The sequence below is a fragment of the Streptoalloteichus tenebrarius genome, from assembly GCF_024171885.1.
Classification (GTDB): Bacteria; Actinomycetota; Actinomycetes; order Mycobacteriales; family Pseudonocardiaceae; genus Streptoalloteichus; species Streptoalloteichus tenebrarius.
In genome coordinates this window covers 49,226-67,493 of the sequence record NZ_JAMTCP010000013.1, presented here as the reverse complement: position 1 = coordinate 67,493, position 18,268 = coordinate 49,226, and the positions used below count along the sequence as shown (strand labels likewise).

Genomic DNA, 18,268 nt, shown 5'->3' with positions numbered 1-18,268 from the left:
TCAGTCGTGGCGCCCCTGGTGGTCGGCCGCGGCGAGCCGGGCGTGGTGGCCGGTGTGGCGGCGCACCCAGCCGCCGGCCACCCTCGGGGCTCCGTCCGGCGGTCCCTCGTCCCCGTGCAGGTGTTCCCTGGCCAGGAAGCGCTCCAGGGCGAAGAGGTCGTCGCCGGCGCGCTCGACCACGTGCCGCAGGCTCGACATGCGCGCGTTGCGGGCCACCTGGTCGGCGAGGAACCACTGGAGGAACTGCTCGCCGAGCAGGTCGCCCTCCTCCCTGGCCACCTTCGCCAGGGCGGTCAGCTCCGCGGTGCTCGCCCGCTCCTGCTCCAGCGCGAGCGCCACCGGCTCGCGGACGCCGCCGAACTCGTTGTGCACGCTGTCGATCCCGGGGACGGCCACGTCCACGCCCACGTCGTGCAGGTAGGCCACGATCATCATCGCCCGGTTCCGGCCGGCCAGCGCCTCGCCGTAGAAGCGTGAGGCCAGCCGGGGCAGGTCGCGGGCGTCGAACCACACCGCGATCGCGAGGAGCTGCTGGGCCGAGGTGAACTCGTGGCGCACCTGGTCCCGCAGGAGCTTGTGGAACCGCGAACCGGAGGTCTTTTCCCTGGTCACCGCCATGGGCCGACGTTAGCCCCCACCTGGTGGACGGCGCCGCCCCGCACGGTGACACTCCCCGAACGAGCGACGGCCCGAGGGGGCGGGGCGACGCCAGGGCGGCGTCACCTCATGGGCGATGTCACCTGATGAGACGGGTTCGGGCCGCCAGCGCGCCGGCTCCGCCATGATTCCTCTGGTTCGTGGTCCGACCGCTGGCGAAGGGCTTGCCCATGACCCCTCTCGATGTTCCCGCCGGTCCCGACGTTCCCCCCAGGTCCCGACGCCACGCGACGCGGACCGCGCTCGTCGCCGGTGTCGCGGTGCTGGGGTTGCTGGCCGGCGCGCTGGTCGCCACCCCGGCCCAAGCACAAGCCCAGGCACAGGCACAGGCCGAGCACGCCGAGCACCGGGACCCCGCGCACCACGACGTGTTGTTCGTCGGCGCGCATCCCGACGACGAGTTCCAGTCCCTGTCGACGTTCGGTCAGTGGAACGAGCGGCGCGGCTGGAGCGTGGGCGTCGCGACGATCACCCGGGGCGAGGGCGGCGGCAACGCCGTCGGCCAGGAGGAGGGCGCGCGGCTGGGACTGCTCCGCGAGGGCGAGGAGCGCGAGGCCGTGGCGCACGCCACCATCCGCAACGTCTTCTACCTCGACAAGCCGGACTTCTGGTACACGCTCTCCGCCCCGCTCACCCAGCGGATCTGGGACGGCCCGCCGCAGCACGCCGACACGCTGGAACGGCTGGTGCGGCTGATCCGCGCCACCACGCCGCACACCATCGTCACGATGGACCCCCGGCCGTTCGACCAGCACGGCGCGCACCAGCTCGCCGGGCGGCTCGCGGTCGAGGCGTTCCGGCTCGCGGCCGACCGCACGGCCTTCCCCGACCAGATCACCCGCGAGCGCTACCGGCCGTGGCAGGCCGACCGGCTGCTCGCGCAGAACTGGCGGTTCTCCGGCCCGACCGGCCCGGCCTGCGCCTCGGCGAGGGAGCACGACCCGGCCAGCGGACTGCCGCTGGAGGGCGTGTGGGAGGGCGTGCTCTCCCGGCGCACCGGGACCACGTGGGCCCAACGGGAGCGCGACGCGGCCAGGGTCTACCGCTCGCAGGGGTTCGGCTCCCTGCCCGCGAAGATCACGACGCCACGGGAGCGCCTGGGCTGCGACTGGTTCTCGGTGCTGGCCGAGGACGGCCGTCCGGTGCGCGCCGAGGTCCGGGAACAGGCGCCCCTGCGCCCGCTGTACCAGGAGTTCCACGACTGGACGCGGAAGGTCGGGATGCCGTGGCTGGCCAACGACGCGCAGCCGTCCTACCCCGCGAACCCGTCGACGGAGGTCCCGCGCGCGGGCACGCGTCCCCGGGTGGACGGCGTCGGTGGCCAGGACGAGTACCCGGGCGAGCCGGTGACCCTGACGCACTGGCAGGGCGAGCGGTGCGCCTCGGACCAGGACTGCTCGGCCAGGGCGCGGCTGAGCCGCGACGGCGACGACCTGTTCGTGTTCGTCGAGGTGGCCGACGACCGGCGGGGCGCGGTCCTGCCGGCCGAGGACTGCAAGCGGCACTGGCGCACGGACTCGGTGGAGGTCGCGATCGACCCGCGCGGGCGGGCCGACGACACCTCGACCACGTTCAAGGCGGCGTTCCTGCCCGTCACGGCCGAGGGCGGGCCGTGCGCGGCGCGGGACGCCGACCAGCACCAGGGTCCGGCCGGGCAGACCGCTCCCGGTCTGGAGTTCGCCTCCGCCCCGCTGGCCGGCTCCCCCGCCGGCTACACGATCGAGGCGAGGATTCCGCTCGGGGCGCTGCCGGCCGGGGTCGACCCGGAGCGGTTCGCGGTGAACATCCTGGTCTACGACTCCGACACCGACGACAGGACCGGCAAGACGAGGTTGGCGTGGTCGCCGTTCGGCAGCGCGCAGGCGGACCCGTACGTGTGGGGTGTGGCGCGGCTGGTCGACTACACGCCCCCGCCGGGGCAGCCGACGGAGCCGATCCCCCCGGTGATCCCGACCGAGGCGGCCCGCAGCAGCGACTCCCCGGCGTCGCTGGCCCAGAGCAGGCGCACCGGCGTGCCGTTGGCGGTCGGCCCGCGCATCCGGCACTGACCCCTCCTGCGCAACAGCGGGTCCCCAGCGGGTCCCCGCGGGTCCCCAGCGGAGTCGTGACAGGCCCCGGCCGCACGAGCGTGCGGCCGGGGCCTCCTCGTCGTCAGCCCTTGACCGCGCCGTCGAGCATCCCCCGGATGAAGTGCCGTTGGAGGAACAGGTAGAGCAGGACCACCGGCAGGGCGACCAACATCGAGCCGGCCGCGAGCACCGGCACGCTCGTCGTGGCGCGGCCGGCGAAGAACCGCAGCCCCAGCGGCGCGGTCCGCAGCCCCTCGTCGGTCACCATCACCAGCGCGAGCATGAACTCGTTCCACGTCCACAGGAACACCAGGACGACCAGGGTGACGACGGCGGGACGGGCCAGCGGCAGCAGGACCGACCACAGGGTGCGGACGTGGCCGGCGCCGTCCATCCGCGCGGCCTCCACCAGGTCACGGGTGTGGGAGAGGAAGAAGGCGCGCATCCAGAACGCGCCGAACGCCACCGACTGCGCCACCTGGGGCAGGACCAACGACAGGTAGGTGTCGGTGAGCCCGAGGTCGCGCAGGTCGAAGTAGAGCGGCACGACCAGGGCCTCGGTCGGGACCATCATGCCGAGCAGCAGCAGGGAGAACAGCACTCCCCTGCCCCGGAAGCGCATGGCGCCGAAGGCGTAGCCGGCCAGCACCGACAGCACGGCGGAGACCGCCACGACGACCGCGCTGACGATCGCGCTGTTGCGCAGGTACCCGCCGAAGTGCCCGACCGTCCACGCCGTGACCAGGTTCTCCGGCCGCCACCCGCCCTGGCCCACCACCTCGGGGCGCAACGCCGTGGCGACGATGGACAGCACCGGGAAGAGCGCGGACGCGGTGAAGACGAGCAGCACCAGGTACGTGCCGACCCGTTCCGTGCGGGAGATCCTCATCGCGCGCGTTCCCCTCCCGCGAGCCGGCCGATGCCCATGGTGACCAGGAAGCTGAGCGCGGTGAGCGCCACGCCGAGCGCGGCCGCCGACCCGACCTGTCCACTGTGGAACGCGCGGTGGTAGATCTCGTAGGCCGGAACGGTGGTGGAACGGCCGGGACCTCCCTGCGGCGTCATCACGTAGACGAGGTCGAACGTGCGCAACGCGGCGATCGTGGTGAGGGTCGCGGCCACGCCGATCTCGGCCCGCAGGGACGGCACGACCACGCTGCGGAACTCCCGCAGCGCGCCGGCCCCGTCCAGTCGGGCGGCCTCGAACAGCTCGCGCGGGATGCGCCCGATGCCGCCGAGGAAGAGCACCACCGCGAGGCCGGACTGCACCCAGGTGCCAACGAAGCCGACGGCGACCAGCGCGGTGTCGGAGTCCCCCAGCCAACTCGTCGCCCACGAGCCCAGACCGAGCGCGCGCAGCGCGCCGTTGAGCGCGCCGTCGGGGGCGTAGATGCCGCGCCACGCGACACCGACCACGACCATCGCCACGACCTGCGGCAGGAACAACGCGGTGCGGAAGAACGCCATGCCCCTGACCCGCGCCCGGTGCAGCGCGGTGGCCAACACCAGCCCGATGGCGATGGGCAGCGCCGAGAAGAACACGAGCAGGACCGCGACGTGCCCGAAGGCGGCGCGCAGCCCCGCGTCCGCCACCAGCGCGCGGTAGTTGTCCCAGCCGGCCCAGTGGCCCAGCGTCAGCCCGTCCCAGTCGAACAGGGAGATCCAGGCCCCGCGCCCCAGCGGGAACAACAGGAACAGGGCGTTGACGACCAGGGCGGGCAGGAGGTACAGGTACGCGACCCGGCGGGGCTCTCCCGGCGGCCCCGCCGAGCGGCGGGGCTTCCCCGGCGGCATCGCGGAACGGTGGGCGCCCCCACGCCGGTCAGCGCCCGCCACGGTCGTTGTCCCGATCGGCCTGGAGCGTCTCCAGGAACGCCTGCACGCTCGTCGCCTTCGCCAACAACCGTTCCACGGCGTCACCGATCGTCTCGTAGGCCGTCGGGGTCGCGTAGTCGAGATAGGGGACGAGGACGCCGGACTTCGCCGTCGTCTCCCACGCCGTGACCGCGTCGCCGAACAGGTCGGCCGGTCGGTTCGCGCTGGGCGGCATGGCCGGCAGGATCCGCGTGTCGGCCAGCACCGCCATCGCCTCGGGCGACGTGACGAAGTCGAGGTAGGCCGCGGCTGCGTCGGGGTGGCGGGTGCGGGCGCTCACCGCGAACGGCAGCCCGGGGCCGCCGGTGACCACCGGCCGGGCGGGAGCGCCGCCCTCGTCCCGCGCGGGTGGGAGGAGGAAGCCCACGTTGTCGCCCATGGCGGCCTGGAGTTCGGGGACCAGCCAGCTCCCGCCGACGTGGAACAGGCCCTCTCCCCTGCCGAACGCCGCCCACGCGTCGTCGGGATGGACCCCGGCGAAGCCGGGCGTGAGGTAGCCCCGGTCGACCCACTCGGCGAGCAGCCGCGCCGCCGCGCCCGCGGCCGGGGTCGACCAGGAGGCTTCGGGGCGACCGGTGGCCAACGCGGTCTCGTCCTCCGGCGTGGCGAACCGGTGGAGCGCGAAGCCCAACAGGTGGATCCCCGGCATCTTGTCGAGGTTGCCGAACTGGATCGGGAGGCGGCCGGCGCGCCGGGCGGCCTCCAGCGCCGCGTCGAACTCCGACCACGTCCTGGGCGGCCGCAACCCCAGCTCGGCCAACATCGTCCGGTTGTAGAAGAGGCCGACCAGCTCGCCGGTCTGCGGCAGGCCGTAGAGCCGGCCCTCCCCGATCTGGTCACCGGCGTCGGGGTAGCGGGCCAGCCGCAGGACCTGTTCGGGGAACCGGCGCTCCCAGCCGTAGGCCGCCGCCTCCCCGGTCAACGGCCGCAGCAGACCGGCGCGGACGAACGCGCCGAGGTCCTGCCGCCCGTTGTTGACCTGGAGGACGTCCGGCGGCTCCTCGCCGGTGAGGGCGAGCCGGGAGGTGTCCCGCAGGTCGGCGAACGCGCGGGCCACCCGGTGGACGCGGATGTTGGGGTGGCGGCGCTGGAACGCCGCGTTCAACGCGGTGATCTGCTTCTCCTGCCCGCCCCTGACCTCCTGGTCCCACACGACGAGCGTGACCTGGCCGAGGGCCGACAGGTCCGTGCGGACCTCCTGGGGCGCGCGGTCGGCCGGCCTGGCCGCCGCCGACCGAGCGCCCGGCACGCACGCCGAGACGGACAGCAACACGGTCGCCACGGCGACCACCAGCAGGGTGACAGCGGTTCGCGCACGCCCCCATCGCGCCACGAGATCGTCCCTTCCCGTCGCTCCTTCCCGCGTTCCTCCACGGCACGCCGCTTGAGCACACGCCGCTCCACGGCGCACCGCTTCACAGCGCACCGCTTCACAGCGCACCGCTTCACGGCGCAGCGCTTCACGGCGGACCGCCTTACGGCACGCCGCGCAGGCCGATGGTCGCGCTGGCGCGCCGCACGGTCGCGCAGCCGTGCTGGGGCAGCAGGTCGTTGAGGAACCCGTACCCGCGCAGGTTCTCGTCGTCCCGCCGACCCAGGTGCCGCCACCACGCGGCCAGGTCGCACCAGCCGGGCGCGGACAGCGAGCCGCCGAAGTGCTGCACCGACAGCGCCGCGCACAGGTTGGCGAAGTGCACCCGGTCCGACAGGGACCAGCCGGCCAGCGTCCCGTACACGAACCCCGCGCCGAACACGTCGCCGGCGCCCGTGGGGTCCAGCGCGGCGACGTTGAGGCCGGGCACGTCGACCTCCTCGCCCGTCCCGGCGTCGACGGCGTAGGCGCCGTGCCCTCCCCTGGTCACCACCACGACCGGCACGACCTCGGCAAGCGCGTTCGCGGCCTGCTTCACGTCGTCGCAACGCGTGTAGCTCACGGCCTCGACGGCGTTGGGCATGAAGACGTCGTACCCCGCGAGCTGCTGGAGCATCCTGGGCTCCCAGCGTTCGGTCGGGTCCCAGCCGACGTCGGCGAACAGCAGCGCGCCGTCCCGCTTGGCCGTGCGCACCCACTGGTCCTCGTGCAGGTCGACGTGGACGAAGCAGGCGCGGGTGGAGGGCGGCGGGGTGAGCAGCTCGTCGGCGGTGATCGGCGCGGGATGGCCGTGGGTGACCATGCTGCGGTCGCGGTTGACCGCCATGGACACGGTCAGCGGCGAGTGCCAGCCGTAGAAGCGGCGGGAGTAGGTCAGGTCCACGTGCTCCTGGTTGGCCAGCACGTCCCAGCAGAAGTCGCCGTAGACGTCCTCGCCGAACGCGGCCGCCAGCCCGGTGCGCAGGCGCAGGCGGCTCAACGCGACCGCGAGGTTGGCCACGCCGCCCGGGCTCGACCCGAGGCCGCTGGCCCAGACCTCGGTGCCGGCGGCCGGCGCCTGCGGCAGCCCGGTGAAGATGATGTCGAGGAAGACGGTGCCGGAGAGCACCACGTCGAACCCGGGGGGCCGCCCAGCATCCGGTGTCCCGACCTCGGACGCCCTGCCCTCTTGTGCGCTGCCCTTTGGTGCGCTGCCCGCCACCGTCCGGCCCGTCACGGCCTCGCCCGTCACGGCTTGGCCCGCCGGTCCCGGGTTCGACGCCCGGTCCGGGGTTCGGTCCAGGCCCCGGTCCGGGGCCGGTCCCGACATCGGGTCCGTCACTGGGGGATCCGACGACACGGTCACCACGTCCTCCTCCCGTCGACTCCCGCTCCCCGTGGGCTGATCCGGAGAGTGTCTCCCCCGACCGGGGTCCGGACAAGCCATGATCGAGTGACAGCCGCCGCCGGCGGGCCGGGGATGGCCAACCCCGGCCCGCCGCCACTACCGTGCGCCGGGTGAGGCTCGTTGTGCTCGGCGGTGGTGGGTTCCGGGTGCCCCTGGTGCACGCCAGCCTGCTCGCCGACCCCGACCGGCTGGTGGACGAACTCGTCCTGTGCGACCGCGACGAGCGCCGGCTCACGGCGATCACGGCGGTGCTCGACCAGCAGGCCGCCGGCGCGGCGACACGGCCGGCGCTGACCTGGACCACGGACGTGGACCACGCCGTCGCCGGGGCGGACGTGGTCTTCTCCGCGATCAGGGTGGGCGGGACGCGCGGGCGCACGCTGGACGAACGGGTCGCGCTCGACCAGGGCCTGCTGGGCCAGGAGACGGTCGGGCCGGGCGGGATCTCCTACGCGCTGCGCACGGTCCCGGTCGCCCTCGACATCGCCCGGCGCGTGGCGACGGCGGCGCCGGGCGCGTGGCTGATCAATTTCACGAACCCGGCCGGGCTGGTCACCGAGGCCATGACCTCGGTCCTCGGGGACCGGGTCATCGGCATCTGCGACTCGCCCGTCGGGCTGTGCCGGGGGGTCGCCGCCGCGCTGGGCGTGGAGCACGAGCGGTGCGGGTTCGACTACGTGGGCCTGAACCACCTCGGCTGGCTGCGTCGGGTCCTGGTGGACGGCCGCGACCGGTTGCCGGAGCTGCTGGCCGACGACACCGCACTGGCCAGGTTCGAGGAGGGGCGGCTGTTCGGGCCGGCGCTGCTGCGGGCGCTCGGAGCCGTGCCCAACGAGTACCTGCACTACTACTACTTCGCGCGGGAGACGTTGCGCGAAGCCCGGGAGCAGGAGCGGACGCGGGGCGAGTTCCTGCGCGACCAACAGGAACGCTTCTACGCGCGGGCGATCGACAACCCCCGCGACGCGCTGCGCCTGTGGGAGGAGACGCGGGCCGAGCGGGAACGGACCTACATGGCCGAGAGCCGGGCGGTGGCCGGCGCGGGCGAGCGCCCGGCGGAGGCCCTGGACGGCGGGGGCTACGACCGGGTGGCGCTGCGGCTGATGAAGGCGCTCGGCGGCGGGGGCGAGGACCGACTGATCCTCAACGTGCGGAACCGGAACGCGGTGGCGGAGATGCCGGCCGACGCGGTGGTGGAGGTTCCGTGCGTCGTCGACCGGAACGGGGCGCGCCCGCTGGCGGTGGGGGCCGTCGAGCCGCATTTCCTCGCGTTGATGCGCCAGGTGAAGACCGTGGAGCGGGCGGCGATCACGGCGGCGACGACCCGGAGCCGCGCGCACGCCCTGCTGGCGTTGGTCAGCCATCCCCTGGTCGACTCGGCCGCGGCGGCGGAACGCGCGCTGGACGGGTATGCGGCGGCCTTTCCGGAGCTGGCCGACCTGGCGTGACGAAACTCGGAAGTCTTGGGAAGGGCGGGCCGGGCCTCCTCTTGTGATCTCCTTGTCGGGCGCGAGGAAGACGGGGCGAGACGTCTGGGTCATATCCGCTGTCTCTGTTGTCTGTCTCTGTTGTCTCCGCTGCCTCGGCTGTTTTGGCTGTTTTGGCTGTTTCGGCCGTCTCCGCTGTTTCGACCGTCTCCGCTGTTTCGGCTGCTCGGTCGAGGCGGCGACCGGACGGGCGCGATTGTGTGGAGGTCGTCTGTTCGAGCAGGTCGCGTTCAACCCAGCTCGTGTTCAAGCCGTCTTGTTCGAGCCGGATCGGGTTCGAGCCGTCTTGTTCGAGCCGGGCCAGGTTCAAGCCAGGCCGGGTTCAAGCCAGGCCAGGTTCAAGCCAGGCCAGGTTCAAGCCAGGCCGGGTTCAAGCCGTCGGGTTCGAGCCGAGCCATGTTCGAGCCGTCGGGTTCAAGCCGAGCCATGTTCGAGCCGTCGGGTTCGAGCCGAGCGTCCGAGGTTGTGTTCGAGCCAGCCGTCGGGTTCGAGCCGAGCGTCCGAGGTTGTGTTCGAGCCAGCCGTCGGGTTCGAGCCAACGACACGCTGCGATCGCACGATGGAAGGAAGAAATCACCTGGTGGCGCACGAGGTTATCCACAGCCCTCGTGGTTATCCACATGTTGATCTTCGTGTGTGGCGGGGCGTCGGGGTGGGCGAATAGGCTGGTCGCGGGGTCGCCCCCCAGGGCGGGTGGGGGCTGTCCTGGGGGTGGTGGGAGAAGGCGGGGCGCGGCGGCAGAAGTGCCGGTATGACGGCGAAAAGCCTGGCGGAAGAACCCGCAGCAGGAAAGCTGGCGCGACGAAAGAAGGCCGGCACCACGAAGGAAAGTCGGCACGACGAAGGAAGGTTGGCACCACGAAGGAGAGCCGGTGCCATGAAGGAAAGCCGGCACCGCCAAGGAGAGCTGGTACCACAAAAGAGAGCCGGCACCGCCAAGGAGAGCTGGTACCACAAAAGAGAGCCGGCACCGCCAAGGAAAGACGGCACGACGAAGGAAAGACGGCACCGCGAGGAAATCCGGTGCCAAGAGGAAGAGCTGGTACCGGGAAGAAGAATCCGGCCCACGAGCGGCAAGGAAGCCCGGGCGGGAGGCGGACAGCACACGGCGCGGGGAGAGGCGGGCGGTGGAGCCGACGCCAGGGTGAGCCGGTGTCAGTGGGGCCGGGCGGCCTGGATCATCTCGGCCAGCGCCGCGACCGGTTCCCGCATCGTGGTCCGGCGGCTGGCGAGCACGAAGTCCACCTCGCCGGGATGCGGCAGCTCGTTCTCCGGGTCGACCTCGACCAGCCCCTCCGGGATCAGGCTCCTGGCGAAGACCGCGACGCCGAGCCGGCCCAGCGCCGCCGCGCGCAGGCCGTTGAGGCTGCCGCTGGTGCAGACGATCCGCCACTCGCGGCCCACCCTGGCCAGGGCGTCGAGCGCGTGCTGCCGGGTGTGGCTCGGCGGAGGGTAGACGATCAGGGGCACGGGTTGCGCCGGGTCCAGCCGGAGGTCCTCGGCTCCCGCCCACACCAGCTCCTCGCGCCAGACCACCCAGCCGTGGTCCTCCCCCGGCCGGCGCTTGGCGAAGACGAGGTCGAGGTCGCCCGCGCGCAACCGGCCGGTGAGCACGTCGCTCAGCTCGACGGTGAGCTCCAGGTCCACCAGGGGGTGGCGCAGGCGGAACCCCCGGAGGATCTCCGGCAGCCGGCCCACCACCAGGTCCTCGGACACGCCGAACCGGACCCTGCCGCGCAGGCCGGGTCCGGCGAAGTAGGCGGCGGCCCGTTCCTGGGCCTCCAGGATGTTGCGGGCGAAGCCGACCATGGCCTCGCCGTCGCCGGTCAACCGCACCGAGTGGGTGTCGCGGACGAACAGTTCCCTGCCGACCACCGTCTCCAGCCGACGCACGTGCTGGCTCACCGTGGACTGGCGGAGGTCCAGCCGGCCGGCGGCCCTGGTGAAGCTCCCCGTCTCCGCCACGGCGAGGAACGACCGGAGCAGACCATGATCGAACACGGGGTCGGTATACACCGGCCAGACCGGGCGGTCACCCCAGCGCATCGCCGTTGGACCGTTCAGCCGAAGGTCAGGTAGGTCAACAGGGCGTTGAGCGTGATCACACACACGGTGACGACCACCGCGGCGGCGGTGGTGGCGCGGCGGTTGGCGTGCTCGCCGAGGACCGAGCGGCGCGCCGTCAGCAGCACCAGGGGCACCAGGGCGAACGGCAGGCCGAAGGACAGCGCCACCTGGGAGACGACCAGCGCGCGGTCCGGGTCCATGCCGGCGGCGAGCAGCAGCAGCGCGGGCACGACCGTGACCACCCGCCGGACCAGGACCGGCACCCTGCGGTGCAGCAGTCCCGCCATCACCACCGAGCCGGCGTAGCAGCCCACCGACGTGGACGCCAGGCCCGAGGCCAGCAGGCCCACCGCGAACAACACCGCCACCACCTCGCCCAGCGTCCCGCCGACCGCCGCGTGCACGTCCTCGATGGAGTCGGCCGACGACCCGGCCAACGCGCTGGCGCCCAGCAGCAGGATCGCGAGGTTGACCAGCCCGGCGAGGGTCATCGCGACGGACACGTCGACGCGCGTCGCGGCGAGCAGGCGGAGGCGTTCGGGACCGGAGGGGTGTCCGAACCGGTCGCGGGACAACGCGCTGTGCAGGTAGATCGCGTGGGGCATGACCGTCGCGCCGACGATCCCGGTCGCCAGGAGCACGCTGCCGGAGTCGGCGAACCGGGGCAGCAGCCCGGCCACGGTGGCCGAGGGCGAGGGCGGGGCGACGAGCAGCCCGGCGACGAAACCCACCGCGACCACGGCGAGCAGCCCGATCACCACGCGCTCGAACCGCCGCTGCCCGCCCCGGTCCTGGGTCAGTAGCAGGGCCGTGGACACCGCGCCGACGACGAGCGCGCCGCCCAGCGGGGGCAGTCCGAACAGGACGTGCAACGCGATCGCCCCGCCGAGCACCTCAGCCAGGTCGGTGGCGGCGGCGACCAGCTCGGCCTGCGCCCAGTACGCCAGGCGGGCGACCCGGCCCAGCCGCTGGCCGAGCAGCTCGGGCAGGGTCCGCCCGGTCACCAGGCCGAGCTTGGCCGACAGGTACTGCACGAGGCCGGCCATCGCGTTGGCCACGACCACCACCCACACCAGCAGGTAGCCGTAGCGGGCGCCGGCCGAGGCGTTCGTGGCGACGTTGCCGGGGTCGACGTAGGCCACGGCCGCCACGAACGCGGGTCCGAGCGAGGCCGCGCCGGCCCGGAGCCGGCGCAGCCGGGTGGTCGGGCCCGGCGAGGGCGGGGCGCCGGCGGGCGGTGGGACGGCGACGCTGCTGACCGACGACATCGAGCCCTCCTCCACGACCGGCGCCCCGACGCTGGCGCGTTACTTCTTCTTCGCGATGACGATCGGCTTGACCTCCGCCGGGATCGAGGAGAAGGCCGAGGCGGGCACCCCGAACACCGCGCCGAGCACGTCCCGGGGAATGGCGTTGAGCGAGGCGACGATGCCGATGTCGTCGTTGGGCTCGATCGAGCTGGTGTTGAACATGACGAGGACCTGGAGGCGCTCGGTCTGGCTGGCGTTCTCGAAGTAGTGGAAGAATCCCTGAGGAATGAACACCAGATCGCCGGCCTCCGCCTGGAAGGTGTCCGCCTCGTACTTTCCGGTCGGGTGCGTCCCGAGAATCGTCCAGCGCACCTTCCCCGACATGATGTAGGTCAGTTCCCACGCGGTGGGGTGCCAGTGCGGCTCGCGCACGCCGTTCACGTCGAGGTGGATCATGTAGACCGAGGCGTTCTGCCCCTTGAGGATCGGGAAGTCCTCCTCGTGCGCGCCGCGCAGGTCGCCGCCGGGGAACGTGGTGGGCTTCGCCTTCTCCAGCGGGAACACGTACGGGTGCGGGCCGGGCTTGGGGGCCGAGGGGGCCTGGAGCCTCTCGGCGGCCTGGGCGGCCGGGGTGAGCGCCGCCCCGGCGAGGGCGGCGGCCCCCGCGGCGCCGGCCGCCGTTCCCAACAGTTTCCTGCGGTTCATCTCCACCATGACGGCATTCCTTTTCTCGCTGTCGGGGGAATTCCTGCTCCGCCCTTTTTCCCGGCGGCTGCCACCATCGTGTCGGCGACGCGGGGCGCACGGAAGGCTCCGGAGCGTGATCACTACTATCACGGGTCTCGATACCGCGCTTTCGGCGCGAAGTCGCCAACCGGGACAACGCGCCCGACAACCACGCCAACCGGACACGCGTGGCCGCGTTGTCGCAGGACGGCGTCGCGTTCTCCGTCGGGAGCCTCCCCCGGGAACGACAAATTCTGTCACCGTCCCGAGACGCACGTCACCCCCGTATCCGGGGCACCGGGAGGAGAAGGCGTCGGGACGAAGAGGACATCGGGGCGAAGAGGAGATCAGGACGAAGAAGACGCCCGGGAGAGGAAGACGTTGGGAGGGAAGAAGAGGTTGGGAGAGGAAGACGTTGGGAGAGAAGGAGGTGTTGAGACAGAGGAAGACGTTGGGACAGAAGAAGACGAAGAGGACGTTGCGAGGGAAGACATCGGGACGGAAAGGGACATCAGGGCGGGGAGGGCGTCAGGGCGGGCGTGACACTGGGGCGGGGACGGCATCGGCGCGAAGGAACGCGACGGTCCGGGCGAGGCGTTCCTGGCTCGCTACACCGGAAGCCGGTGCCTCATGCCTGAGGGCGGCGCTCCTCGCACGGTCGGAGCGGGCGAAGGCGCGGCCTATGCTGGGGTTCGTTCGTTCCCAGGGCGTTTCCGCGCCGGGGAACCCGTCCGGCGGGAGCGGGCCATGGCGAGCCGCTCACCAGATGATCTCGTCGACGCCGCGCGGGCCGTCGGCGTCACGGACGAACGTGTGCTCGGCGCGTTGCGTGCGACGCCGCGAGCCGCATTCGTGCCTCCGGAGCACCGACACAGCGCGTACGTCGACGAGCCTGTGCCGATTCCGCACGGGCAGGTCACCACGCAGCCCTCGCTGGTGGCGAGGATGGTCTCCCAGCTCGCGCCGCGCGCGGACCACCGCGTGCTGGAGATCGGCACCGGTTACGGCTTCCAGACCGCGGTCCTGGCCAGGCTGGCCGCCCACGTGGTGAGTGTCGAACGCTGGCCGGACCTCGCTGAGGCCGCGCGCCGCAACCTCGCCGCGCGGGGCGTCGCCAACGTCCTGGTGGTCGTGGGCGACGGCACCCGGGGCGCGCCGGACTGGGCGCCCTACGACGCGGTGGTGGTCTCGGCGGCCTTCCCCGAGGTTCCGGCGCCGTTGGTGGCGCAGCTCCGGGTCGGTGGCCGGCTCGTCCAACCGATCGGCCCCGGCGGGTACGAGCGGGTGACGCTGTTCGTGCGGACCCGGCACGGTCTGCGGGAGCGCGGCCTCGTCACTCTCGCGCACTTCGTCCGCCTCTACGGCGAACACGCCTATCCGGAGCGCCCCTGACGCCTCCTCCGCCGCCCCGACGCGCCTCGCGGCGGGAGATCGGGCAGGAGACGGCCGGAAACCCTGTCAGAAGAGCGGCGGGAGAGCGGCGGACGGGGCGGACCGGTCAGATGCGGCCCCGCAGGCGCGACCAGGCCAGCACGGCGTGCACCCGGTCGGGCAGGCCGAGCTTGCTCAGCACGTTGGAGACGTGCACCTTCACCGTGTACCGGCTGATCCGCAGGCGGTCGGCGATCTCCTGGTTGCCCATCCCCTCGGCGAGCAGCTCGAACACCTCGCGCTCGCGTTCGGTGAGCGACTGGATGGCGGCCACGACCGCCTTGTCGTCCTCGCTGGGCATCGACGGCTGGAGCGCCTCGATCATCCGGGTGGTGGCCTCGGGGGCGAGGATCGAGTGGCCGGAGGCCACGATCCGGATGCCGTCCCTGAGCCGCTCGCTGGGCGCGTCCTTGAGCAGGAAGCCGCTCGCGCCGGCCTGCAACGCCGCGTAGACGTAGCTGTCCAGGTCGTAGGTGGTGAGCATGAGCACGCGCGGCACGTGCTCGCCCCGTCGGTTCTGCACGATGCGCCGGGTGGCGTCGATGCCGTCGAGCACGGGCATCCGGATGTCCATCAACACCACGTCGGGGGCGTACCGGGCCACGGCGTCGATGGCCTGCTGCCCGTCGGCGGCGGTCGCGACCACCTCCAGGTCCGGCGCGACCGACACCAGCCGGCTCAACGCCTCACGGAGCAGCTCCTCGTCGTCACACACGACCACCCTGATGGTCATTCGATCCTCCCCGACGGCATGGTGGCGTACACCGTGAAACCCCCGTCCTCGGCGGGGCCGGCGTTGAGCGCGCCGCCGAGCAACCCGACCCGCTCCTGCATCCCGATCAGCCCCGTGCCCATGCCGGCGCCGCGCGGGCGCCGCCGGCCGTTCTCCGGCGGCCGGCTGTTGCGCACGACGATCTCCAACGCGTCCGGCAGGTAGGTCAGCCGCACCACCACGTCCACGGGGCCGGCGTGCTTGACCACGTTCGTCAGCGACTCCTGCACGACGCGGTAGCCGGCGAACTCGACGCTGGTGTCCAGCGGGCGCACGGTGCCGTGCCGTTCCACGGTGACCCGGGGACCGCCCTCGGGCAGGCTCTCCACGAGCTGGTCGATCTGGTCCAGGGTCGGCGGAGGGGCGACGGGGTTGTGGCTGGGCCGCTGGCCGTCGGGGCTGGCCCGCAGCACGCCGAGCAGCCGCCGCAGCTCGACCAGGGCGTTGCGCCCGGTGTTGGCCACCCGGTGCAGCGTCGCCCGCGCGGCCTCGCAGTCGCCGGTCTCGGCCCCCGCCTGCGCGTCGAGCACCATCGCGGTGACCGAGTGGTTGAGGATGTCGTGCAGTTCCCTCGCGAGTAAGGCGCGTTCCCGCTCGGCGGCCCGTTGCTCGGCCAGCGCCCGCTCACGTTCCAGCTTCGTGGAACGCGCGTGCAGTTCGGAGATCTTGTTGCGTTGCACCGCCTCGACCCGTCCGGTCAGCCCGAATCCGAAGAAGGCCAGGGAGAAGAAGACCAGTTCGACGAACCACCACCGGTCCAACAGGCCCGGCCCGCCGGCGGGGGACACGACCGCCGTCTCCACGACCCTGGTGCCGAGCACGGCCAACGCGGTGGCGAACCCGATGACGCGTTGCGCCAGCCCGCCCCACGCGGCGACGCCGTAGGTCGCCATGAGCGTGCCCAGCAGCAGGAACCCCTGCGCGACCAGCAGGTCGGACACGATCTGCGCGACCGCCGTGACCACCATGACCGTGGCCGGCCAGCGCCGGTAGCCGCACAGGGCGATCGTCTGGACCAGCGCCGCCGTCATGCCCAGGGCGATCCGGCCCGCGCTGAGCTGGTTCCACGCCGCCGTGAGCGCCCACAGCGCGGCGAGCGGGACCGGGCCGACCACGAACACGTCCATGGTGCGCCGCAACGGGTCCAGCTCGGTGAACCACGACATCCACGCCCGGCCGCGCCGGGTGAGGGGGTCGCCGGTGACCGGCTGCGCCGGCGGCCCGGTCAGGTCACCGGTCACGACCATCCCCGTCCCACCCCAACGACACGTCCCCTCCCCGACACGATCGCCGCGGCGCGGGAGGCACCCCGCCCACGGCACCCCACCCGGGCCGCCCCGCCGTCGCGGGACACCGCAACACGTCGCGGCCGAGGGGGAAGAAAAACATCTTTCACCCCGAAGCCGACCTCTGGCCAGAAATCCTATCGATCTTCTTCCCGAACGGGCCACCACCACCGTTTCCTCGGGCACGCCGGCGGCCCCGGCTAGTTCGCGGGAACTAGTTCCGCACGTGCCACGGCCAGATGTGTTCCCGTTCGTCGCCGGCCTACCGTGCTGATGTCGCCGTTGTCGCGGCGAGGTGTGCGTCGCGGTGCGTCGCCGAAATCCGGCGCCGTCACGAGGGGGAGGACATGAGGCGCGTTTCCCTGGGCCTGGCCGCGGTGCTGCTGGGCGTTCCGCTGGCGCTCGGCGTCGGCGGCTGCAAGGCGCTCGACGACCAGGGCGCGGGCTCCGGCGCCGTCACCCCGCCGTCGCTGACCAAGGCCAGCGAGGCCGGGAACAAGGTGAAGATCTGCGCGCAGGCCCTGGTGGCGTCCAACTTCAGCCCGGTCCAGAGCAGCCCGGAGCGCTCGGCGCGGGAGGCCGGCGACTCCGCGCGGGAGCTGGGCGAGCTGGCCGGGAAGGCGAGCGACCCGCAACTCCAGCAGGCGTTGCGCGAGATGGCGCAGGCCTACACCGACGTGTCCGAGGGGCGGGTCCAGCCCAAGGACTACGGCGAATGGAACAAGGTGAAATTCGACCAGGCCAACCGCCTGCGCAAGGCGTGCCTGGGCCACTCCAACTGACGGCCGGGACCGTCGGGGCGAACACGCCCGACACAACCGACACGACCAACCGGCCGACCACCGACCCTTTTCCCCGCCCGGCGTTTCGTCCCGGCAGTGTTCTCTCTCCCCCCACCCCCACACTGCCGGGACGAAACGCCACCCCCAGCGTTCGGGCCCCGCGCCAATGGCGCGGGGCCCGAACGCGTTTCCGGCTCAACCGGCGGGTTCCATCGACGACCCTGAACGCAGCAGGCGCCGGGGGTCGGCGTTGTCGACCACGCCGAGCAGGCCGCCCCTGGCCACCGTCCAGTCGTGCACGGAGTAGCCGAGCAGGTCGGTGACCCGCTCCGGCAACCGCCGCGCCACCTCCGGCGGCACGGACAGCACGCTGTTCTCCATCGCGCGCAGCCAGCCGGCGCAGTAGCTGAGCACGACCCCGCGCCGGCCCTCGTCCTCGGTGCGGTTGGGGCCGCCGCCGTGGATGACGTCCGAGCGGAAGAACAGGACGTCGCCGGGCTCCATGACGGCGAGCACCACCTCGCTGGGCTTGGCCCGACGGGCCGGGTCCTCCCACCGGTGGCTGCCCAACGCCACCCTGGTCGCGCCGTTGCGCTCGGTGAACGGGGTGAACGCGATCATCGCGTTGACCACGTAGGGCTGCTCGCCCCTCGGCAGGTGCGGGCCCCACGAGTCGGTGTCGCGGTGCAGGTACTGCGGGGTCTCCCCCGGCCCGATCTGCACCATCTCGCCCGCGCTGAGCAGGACGCTGGTGCAGATCGGGGCGAGCATGCGGTTGGCCCAGGCCACGATCTCCGGGTGGGCGACCACGTCGCCGCCGCTGGCGAACTTCGCCGGCAGCCCCTGGACCCGCACGGTGCGCGTGCCCAGGAAGTGGTCGTAGAGCTGCGACCCGCTGTCCGGCCCGTCGGCGCCGGGATGGGCCGCGATCCACGCGTCGACCTCCGCGTTGAACCGCGCGCGCAGGTCGGCGTCCACGAGCCCGGTGACGACCGCGGCGCCGTGGGTCAGCACGGCGTCGTCCACGGTTGGCCAGTCGGGCGGCGCGGCGAAGCGGGGCACACCCGCGACCCCGCCGGTGGGCGTGGTTGCTGCTGGTGGCACGGC

16 protein-coding genes are annotated in these 18,268 nt (G+C 72.7%); 5 read left to right on the top strand and 11 right to left on the bottom strand.

Features of this window, described 5'->3' with window-relative positions; translation table 11 throughout:
* Positions 1 to 618 carry a ferritin gene (locus LX15_RS13860; RefSeq protein ID WP_253669979.1) on the bottom strand — a complete coding sequence of 206 codons (618 nt, stop codon included), beginning with the start codon at positions 616 to 618 and terminating at the stop codon, positions 1 to 3.
* Between the two features lie 209 nt (positions 619 to 827).
* Here LX15_RS13860 and LX15_RS13855 point away from each other — a divergent pair, with 209 nt between their 5' ends.
* The gene (locus LX15_RS13855) at positions 828 to 2,705 is read left to right on the top strand and encodes a sugar-binding protein (RefSeq protein WP_253669978.1); all 1,878 of its coding nucleotides are present in this window, start codon (positions 828 to 830) and stop codon (positions 2,703 to 2,705) included.
* A 103-nt stretch (positions 2,706 to 2,808) separates the two neighbouring features.
* Here the strand turns inward: LX15_RS13855 and LX15_RS13850 are convergent, their stop codons facing one another.
* The 4 genes from LX15_RS13850 to LX15_RS13835 all read right to left on the bottom strand — a co-directional run bounded on the left by LX15_RS13850 (position 2,809) and on the right by LX15_RS13835 (position 7,081).
* Positions 2,809 to 3,615 (bottom strand): carbohydrate ABC transporter permease, encoded by an 807-nt coding sequence (locus LX15_RS13850; protein WP_253669977.1) that lies wholly within the window; start codon positions 3,613 to 3,615, stop codon positions 2,809 to 2,811.
* Positions 3,612 to 4,520, bottom strand: coding sequence for a carbohydrate ABC transporter permease (locus LX15_RS13845; RefSeq protein ID WP_253669976.1), 909 nt, complete (start codon positions 4,518 to 4,520; stop codon positions 3,612 to 3,614). Before LX15_RS13845 ends, LX15_RS13850 begins: the two co-directional genes overlap by 4 nt.
* A 28-nt stretch (positions 4,521 to 4,548) precedes the next feature.
* A complete protein-coding gene (locus LX15_RS13840; RefSeq protein ID WP_253669975.1) occupies positions 4,549 to 5,934 on the bottom strand; it encodes an ABC transporter substrate-binding protein in 1,386 nt (461 codons plus the stop codon).
* Positions 5,935 to 6,076: 142 nt separating this feature from the next.
* Positions 6,077 to 7,081, bottom strand: a complete 1,005-nt coding sequence (locus LX15_RS13835) for a carbohydrate kinase family protein (protein WP_253669974.1) — start codon at positions 7,079 to 7,081, stop codon at positions 6,077 to 6,079.
* Positions 7,082 to 7,470: 389 nt separating this feature from the next.
* Between LX15_RS13835 and LX15_RS13830 the strand changes: the two genes are divergently transcribed.
* Entirely contained in the window at positions 7,471 to 8,808 is a 1,338-nt protein-coding gene (locus LX15_RS13830; protein ID WP_253669973.1) for a 6-phospho-beta-glucosidase, read from the top strand.
* A gap of 1,194 nt (positions 8,809 to 10,002) precedes the next feature.
* Here LX15_RS13830 and LX15_RS13825 read toward each other — a convergent pair.
* The 3 genes from LX15_RS13825 to LX15_RS13815 are packed head-to-tail and all read right to left on the bottom strand — an operon-like array spanning position 10,003 to position 12,878.
* On the bottom strand, positions 10,003 to 10,848 hold the full coding sequence (locus LX15_RS13825; protein ID WP_253669972.1) for a LysR family transcriptional regulator: 846 nt from the start codon (positions 10,846 to 10,848) through the stop codon (positions 10,003 to 10,005).
* 59 nt (positions 10,849 to 10,907) lie between these two features.
* The gene (locus LX15_RS13820) at positions 10,908 to 12,182 is read right to left on the bottom strand and encodes an Nramp family divalent metal transporter (RefSeq protein ID WP_253669971.1); all 1,275 of its coding nucleotides are present in this window, start codon (positions 12,180 to 12,182) and stop codon (positions 10,908 to 10,910) included.
* Between the two features lie 39 nt (positions 12,183 to 12,221).
* Positions 12,222 to 12,878, bottom strand: a complete 657-nt coding sequence (locus LX15_RS13815) for a cupin domain-containing protein (protein ID WP_253669970.1) — start codon at positions 12,876 to 12,878, stop codon at positions 12,222 to 12,224.
* A gap of 393 nt (positions 12,879 to 13,271) precedes the next feature.
* Between LX15_RS13815 and LX15_RS13810 the strand changes: the two genes are divergently transcribed.
* The gene (locus LX15_RS13810; RefSeq protein WP_253669969.1) at positions 13,272 to 13,433 is read left to right on the top strand and encodes a hypothetical protein; all 162 of its coding nucleotides are present in this window, start codon (positions 13,272 to 13,274) and stop codon (positions 13,431 to 13,433) included.
* A gap of 204 nt (positions 13,434 to 13,637) precedes the next feature.
* A complete protein-coding gene (locus LX15_RS13805) occupies positions 13,638 to 14,282 on the top strand; it encodes a protein-L-isoaspartate(D-aspartate) O-methyltransferase (RefSeq protein WP_253669968.1) in 645 nt (214 codons plus the stop codon).
* Positions 14,283 to 14,388: 106 nt separating this feature from the next.
* On the opposite strand, the gene LX15_RS13800 is transcribed toward LX15_RS13805, so the two are convergent.
* Positions 14,389 to 15,054 carry a sigma-70 family RNA polymerase sigma factor gene (locus LX15_RS13800; protein ID WP_253669967.1) on the bottom strand — a complete coding sequence of 222 codons (666 nt, stop codon included), beginning with the start codon at positions 15,052 to 15,054 and terminating at the stop codon, positions 14,389 to 14,391.
* Positions 15,051 to 16,340: a sensor histidine kinase gene (locus tag LX15_RS13795; RefSeq protein WP_253669966.1), complete on the bottom strand. Its 1,290-nt coding sequence runs from the start codon at positions 16,338 to 16,340 to the stop codon at positions 15,051 to 15,053. Before LX15_RS13795 ends, LX15_RS13800 begins: the two co-directional genes overlap by 4 nt.
* A gap of 386 nt (positions 16,341 to 16,726) precedes the next feature.
* Here LX15_RS13795 and LX15_RS13790 point away from each other — a divergent pair, with 386 nt between their 5' ends.
* The gene (locus LX15_RS13790; RefSeq protein WP_253669965.1) at positions 16,727 to 17,161 is read left to right on the top strand and encodes a DUF8711 family protein; all 435 of its coding nucleotides are present in this window, start codon (positions 16,727 to 16,729) and stop codon (positions 17,159 to 17,161) included.
* A gap of 195 nt (positions 17,162 to 17,356) precedes the next feature.
* On the opposite strand, the gene LX15_RS13785 is transcribed toward LX15_RS13790, so the two are convergent.
* The gene (locus LX15_RS13785) at positions 17,357 to 18,265 is read right to left on the bottom strand and encodes a phytanoyl-CoA dioxygenase family protein (RefSeq protein WP_253669964.1); all 909 of its coding nucleotides are present in this window, start codon (positions 18,263 to 18,265) and stop codon (positions 17,357 to 17,359) included.
* Positions 18,266 to 18,268 lie beyond the last annotated feature (3 nt).

What these genes read in the sequence shown, in the direction of transcription:
- LX15_RS13860 (WP_253669979.1), bottom strand. Translation starts at nt 618, where the DNA reads ATGGCGGTGACCAGGGAAAAGACCTCCGGTTCGCGGTTCCACAAGCTC.
- LX15_RS13855 (WP_253669978.1), top strand. Translation starts at nt 828, where the DNA reads ATGACCCCTCTCGATGTTCCCGCCGGTCCCGACGTTCCCCCCAGGTCC.
- LX15_RS13850 (WP_253669977.1), bottom strand. Translation starts at nt 3,615, where the DNA reads ATGAGGATCTCCCGCACGGAACGGGTCGGCACGTACCTGGTGCTGCTC.
- LX15_RS13845 (WP_253669976.1), bottom strand. Translation starts at nt 4,520, where the DNA reads ATGCCGCCGGGGAAGCCCCGCCGCTCGGCGGGGCCGCCGGGAGAGCCC.
- LX15_RS13820 (WP_253669971.1), bottom strand. Translation starts at nt 12,182, where the DNA reads ATGTCGTCGGTCAGCAGCGTCGCCGTCCCACCGCCCGCCGGCGCCCCG.
- LX15_RS13815 (WP_253669970.1), bottom strand. Translation starts at nt 12,878, where the DNA reads ATGGTGGAGATGAACCGCAGGAAACTGTTGGGAACGGCGGCCGGCGCC.
- LX15_RS13805 (WP_253669968.1), top strand. Translation starts at nt 13,638, where the DNA reads ATGGCGAGCCGCTCACCAGATGATCTCGTCGACGCCGCGCGGGCCGTC.
- LX15_RS13800 (WP_253669967.1), bottom strand. Translation starts at nt 15,054, where the DNA reads ATGACCATCAGGGTGGTCGTGTGTGACGACGAGGAGCTGCTCCGTGAG.
- LX15_RS13795 (WP_253669966.1), bottom strand. Translation starts at nt 16,340, where the DNA reads ATGGTCGTGACCGGTGACCTGACCGGGCCGCCGGCGCAGCCGGTCACC.
- LX15_RS13790 (WP_253669965.1), top strand. Translation starts at nt 16,727, where the DNA reads ATGAGGCGCGTTTCCCTGGGCCTGGCCGCGGTGCTGCTGGGCGTTCCG.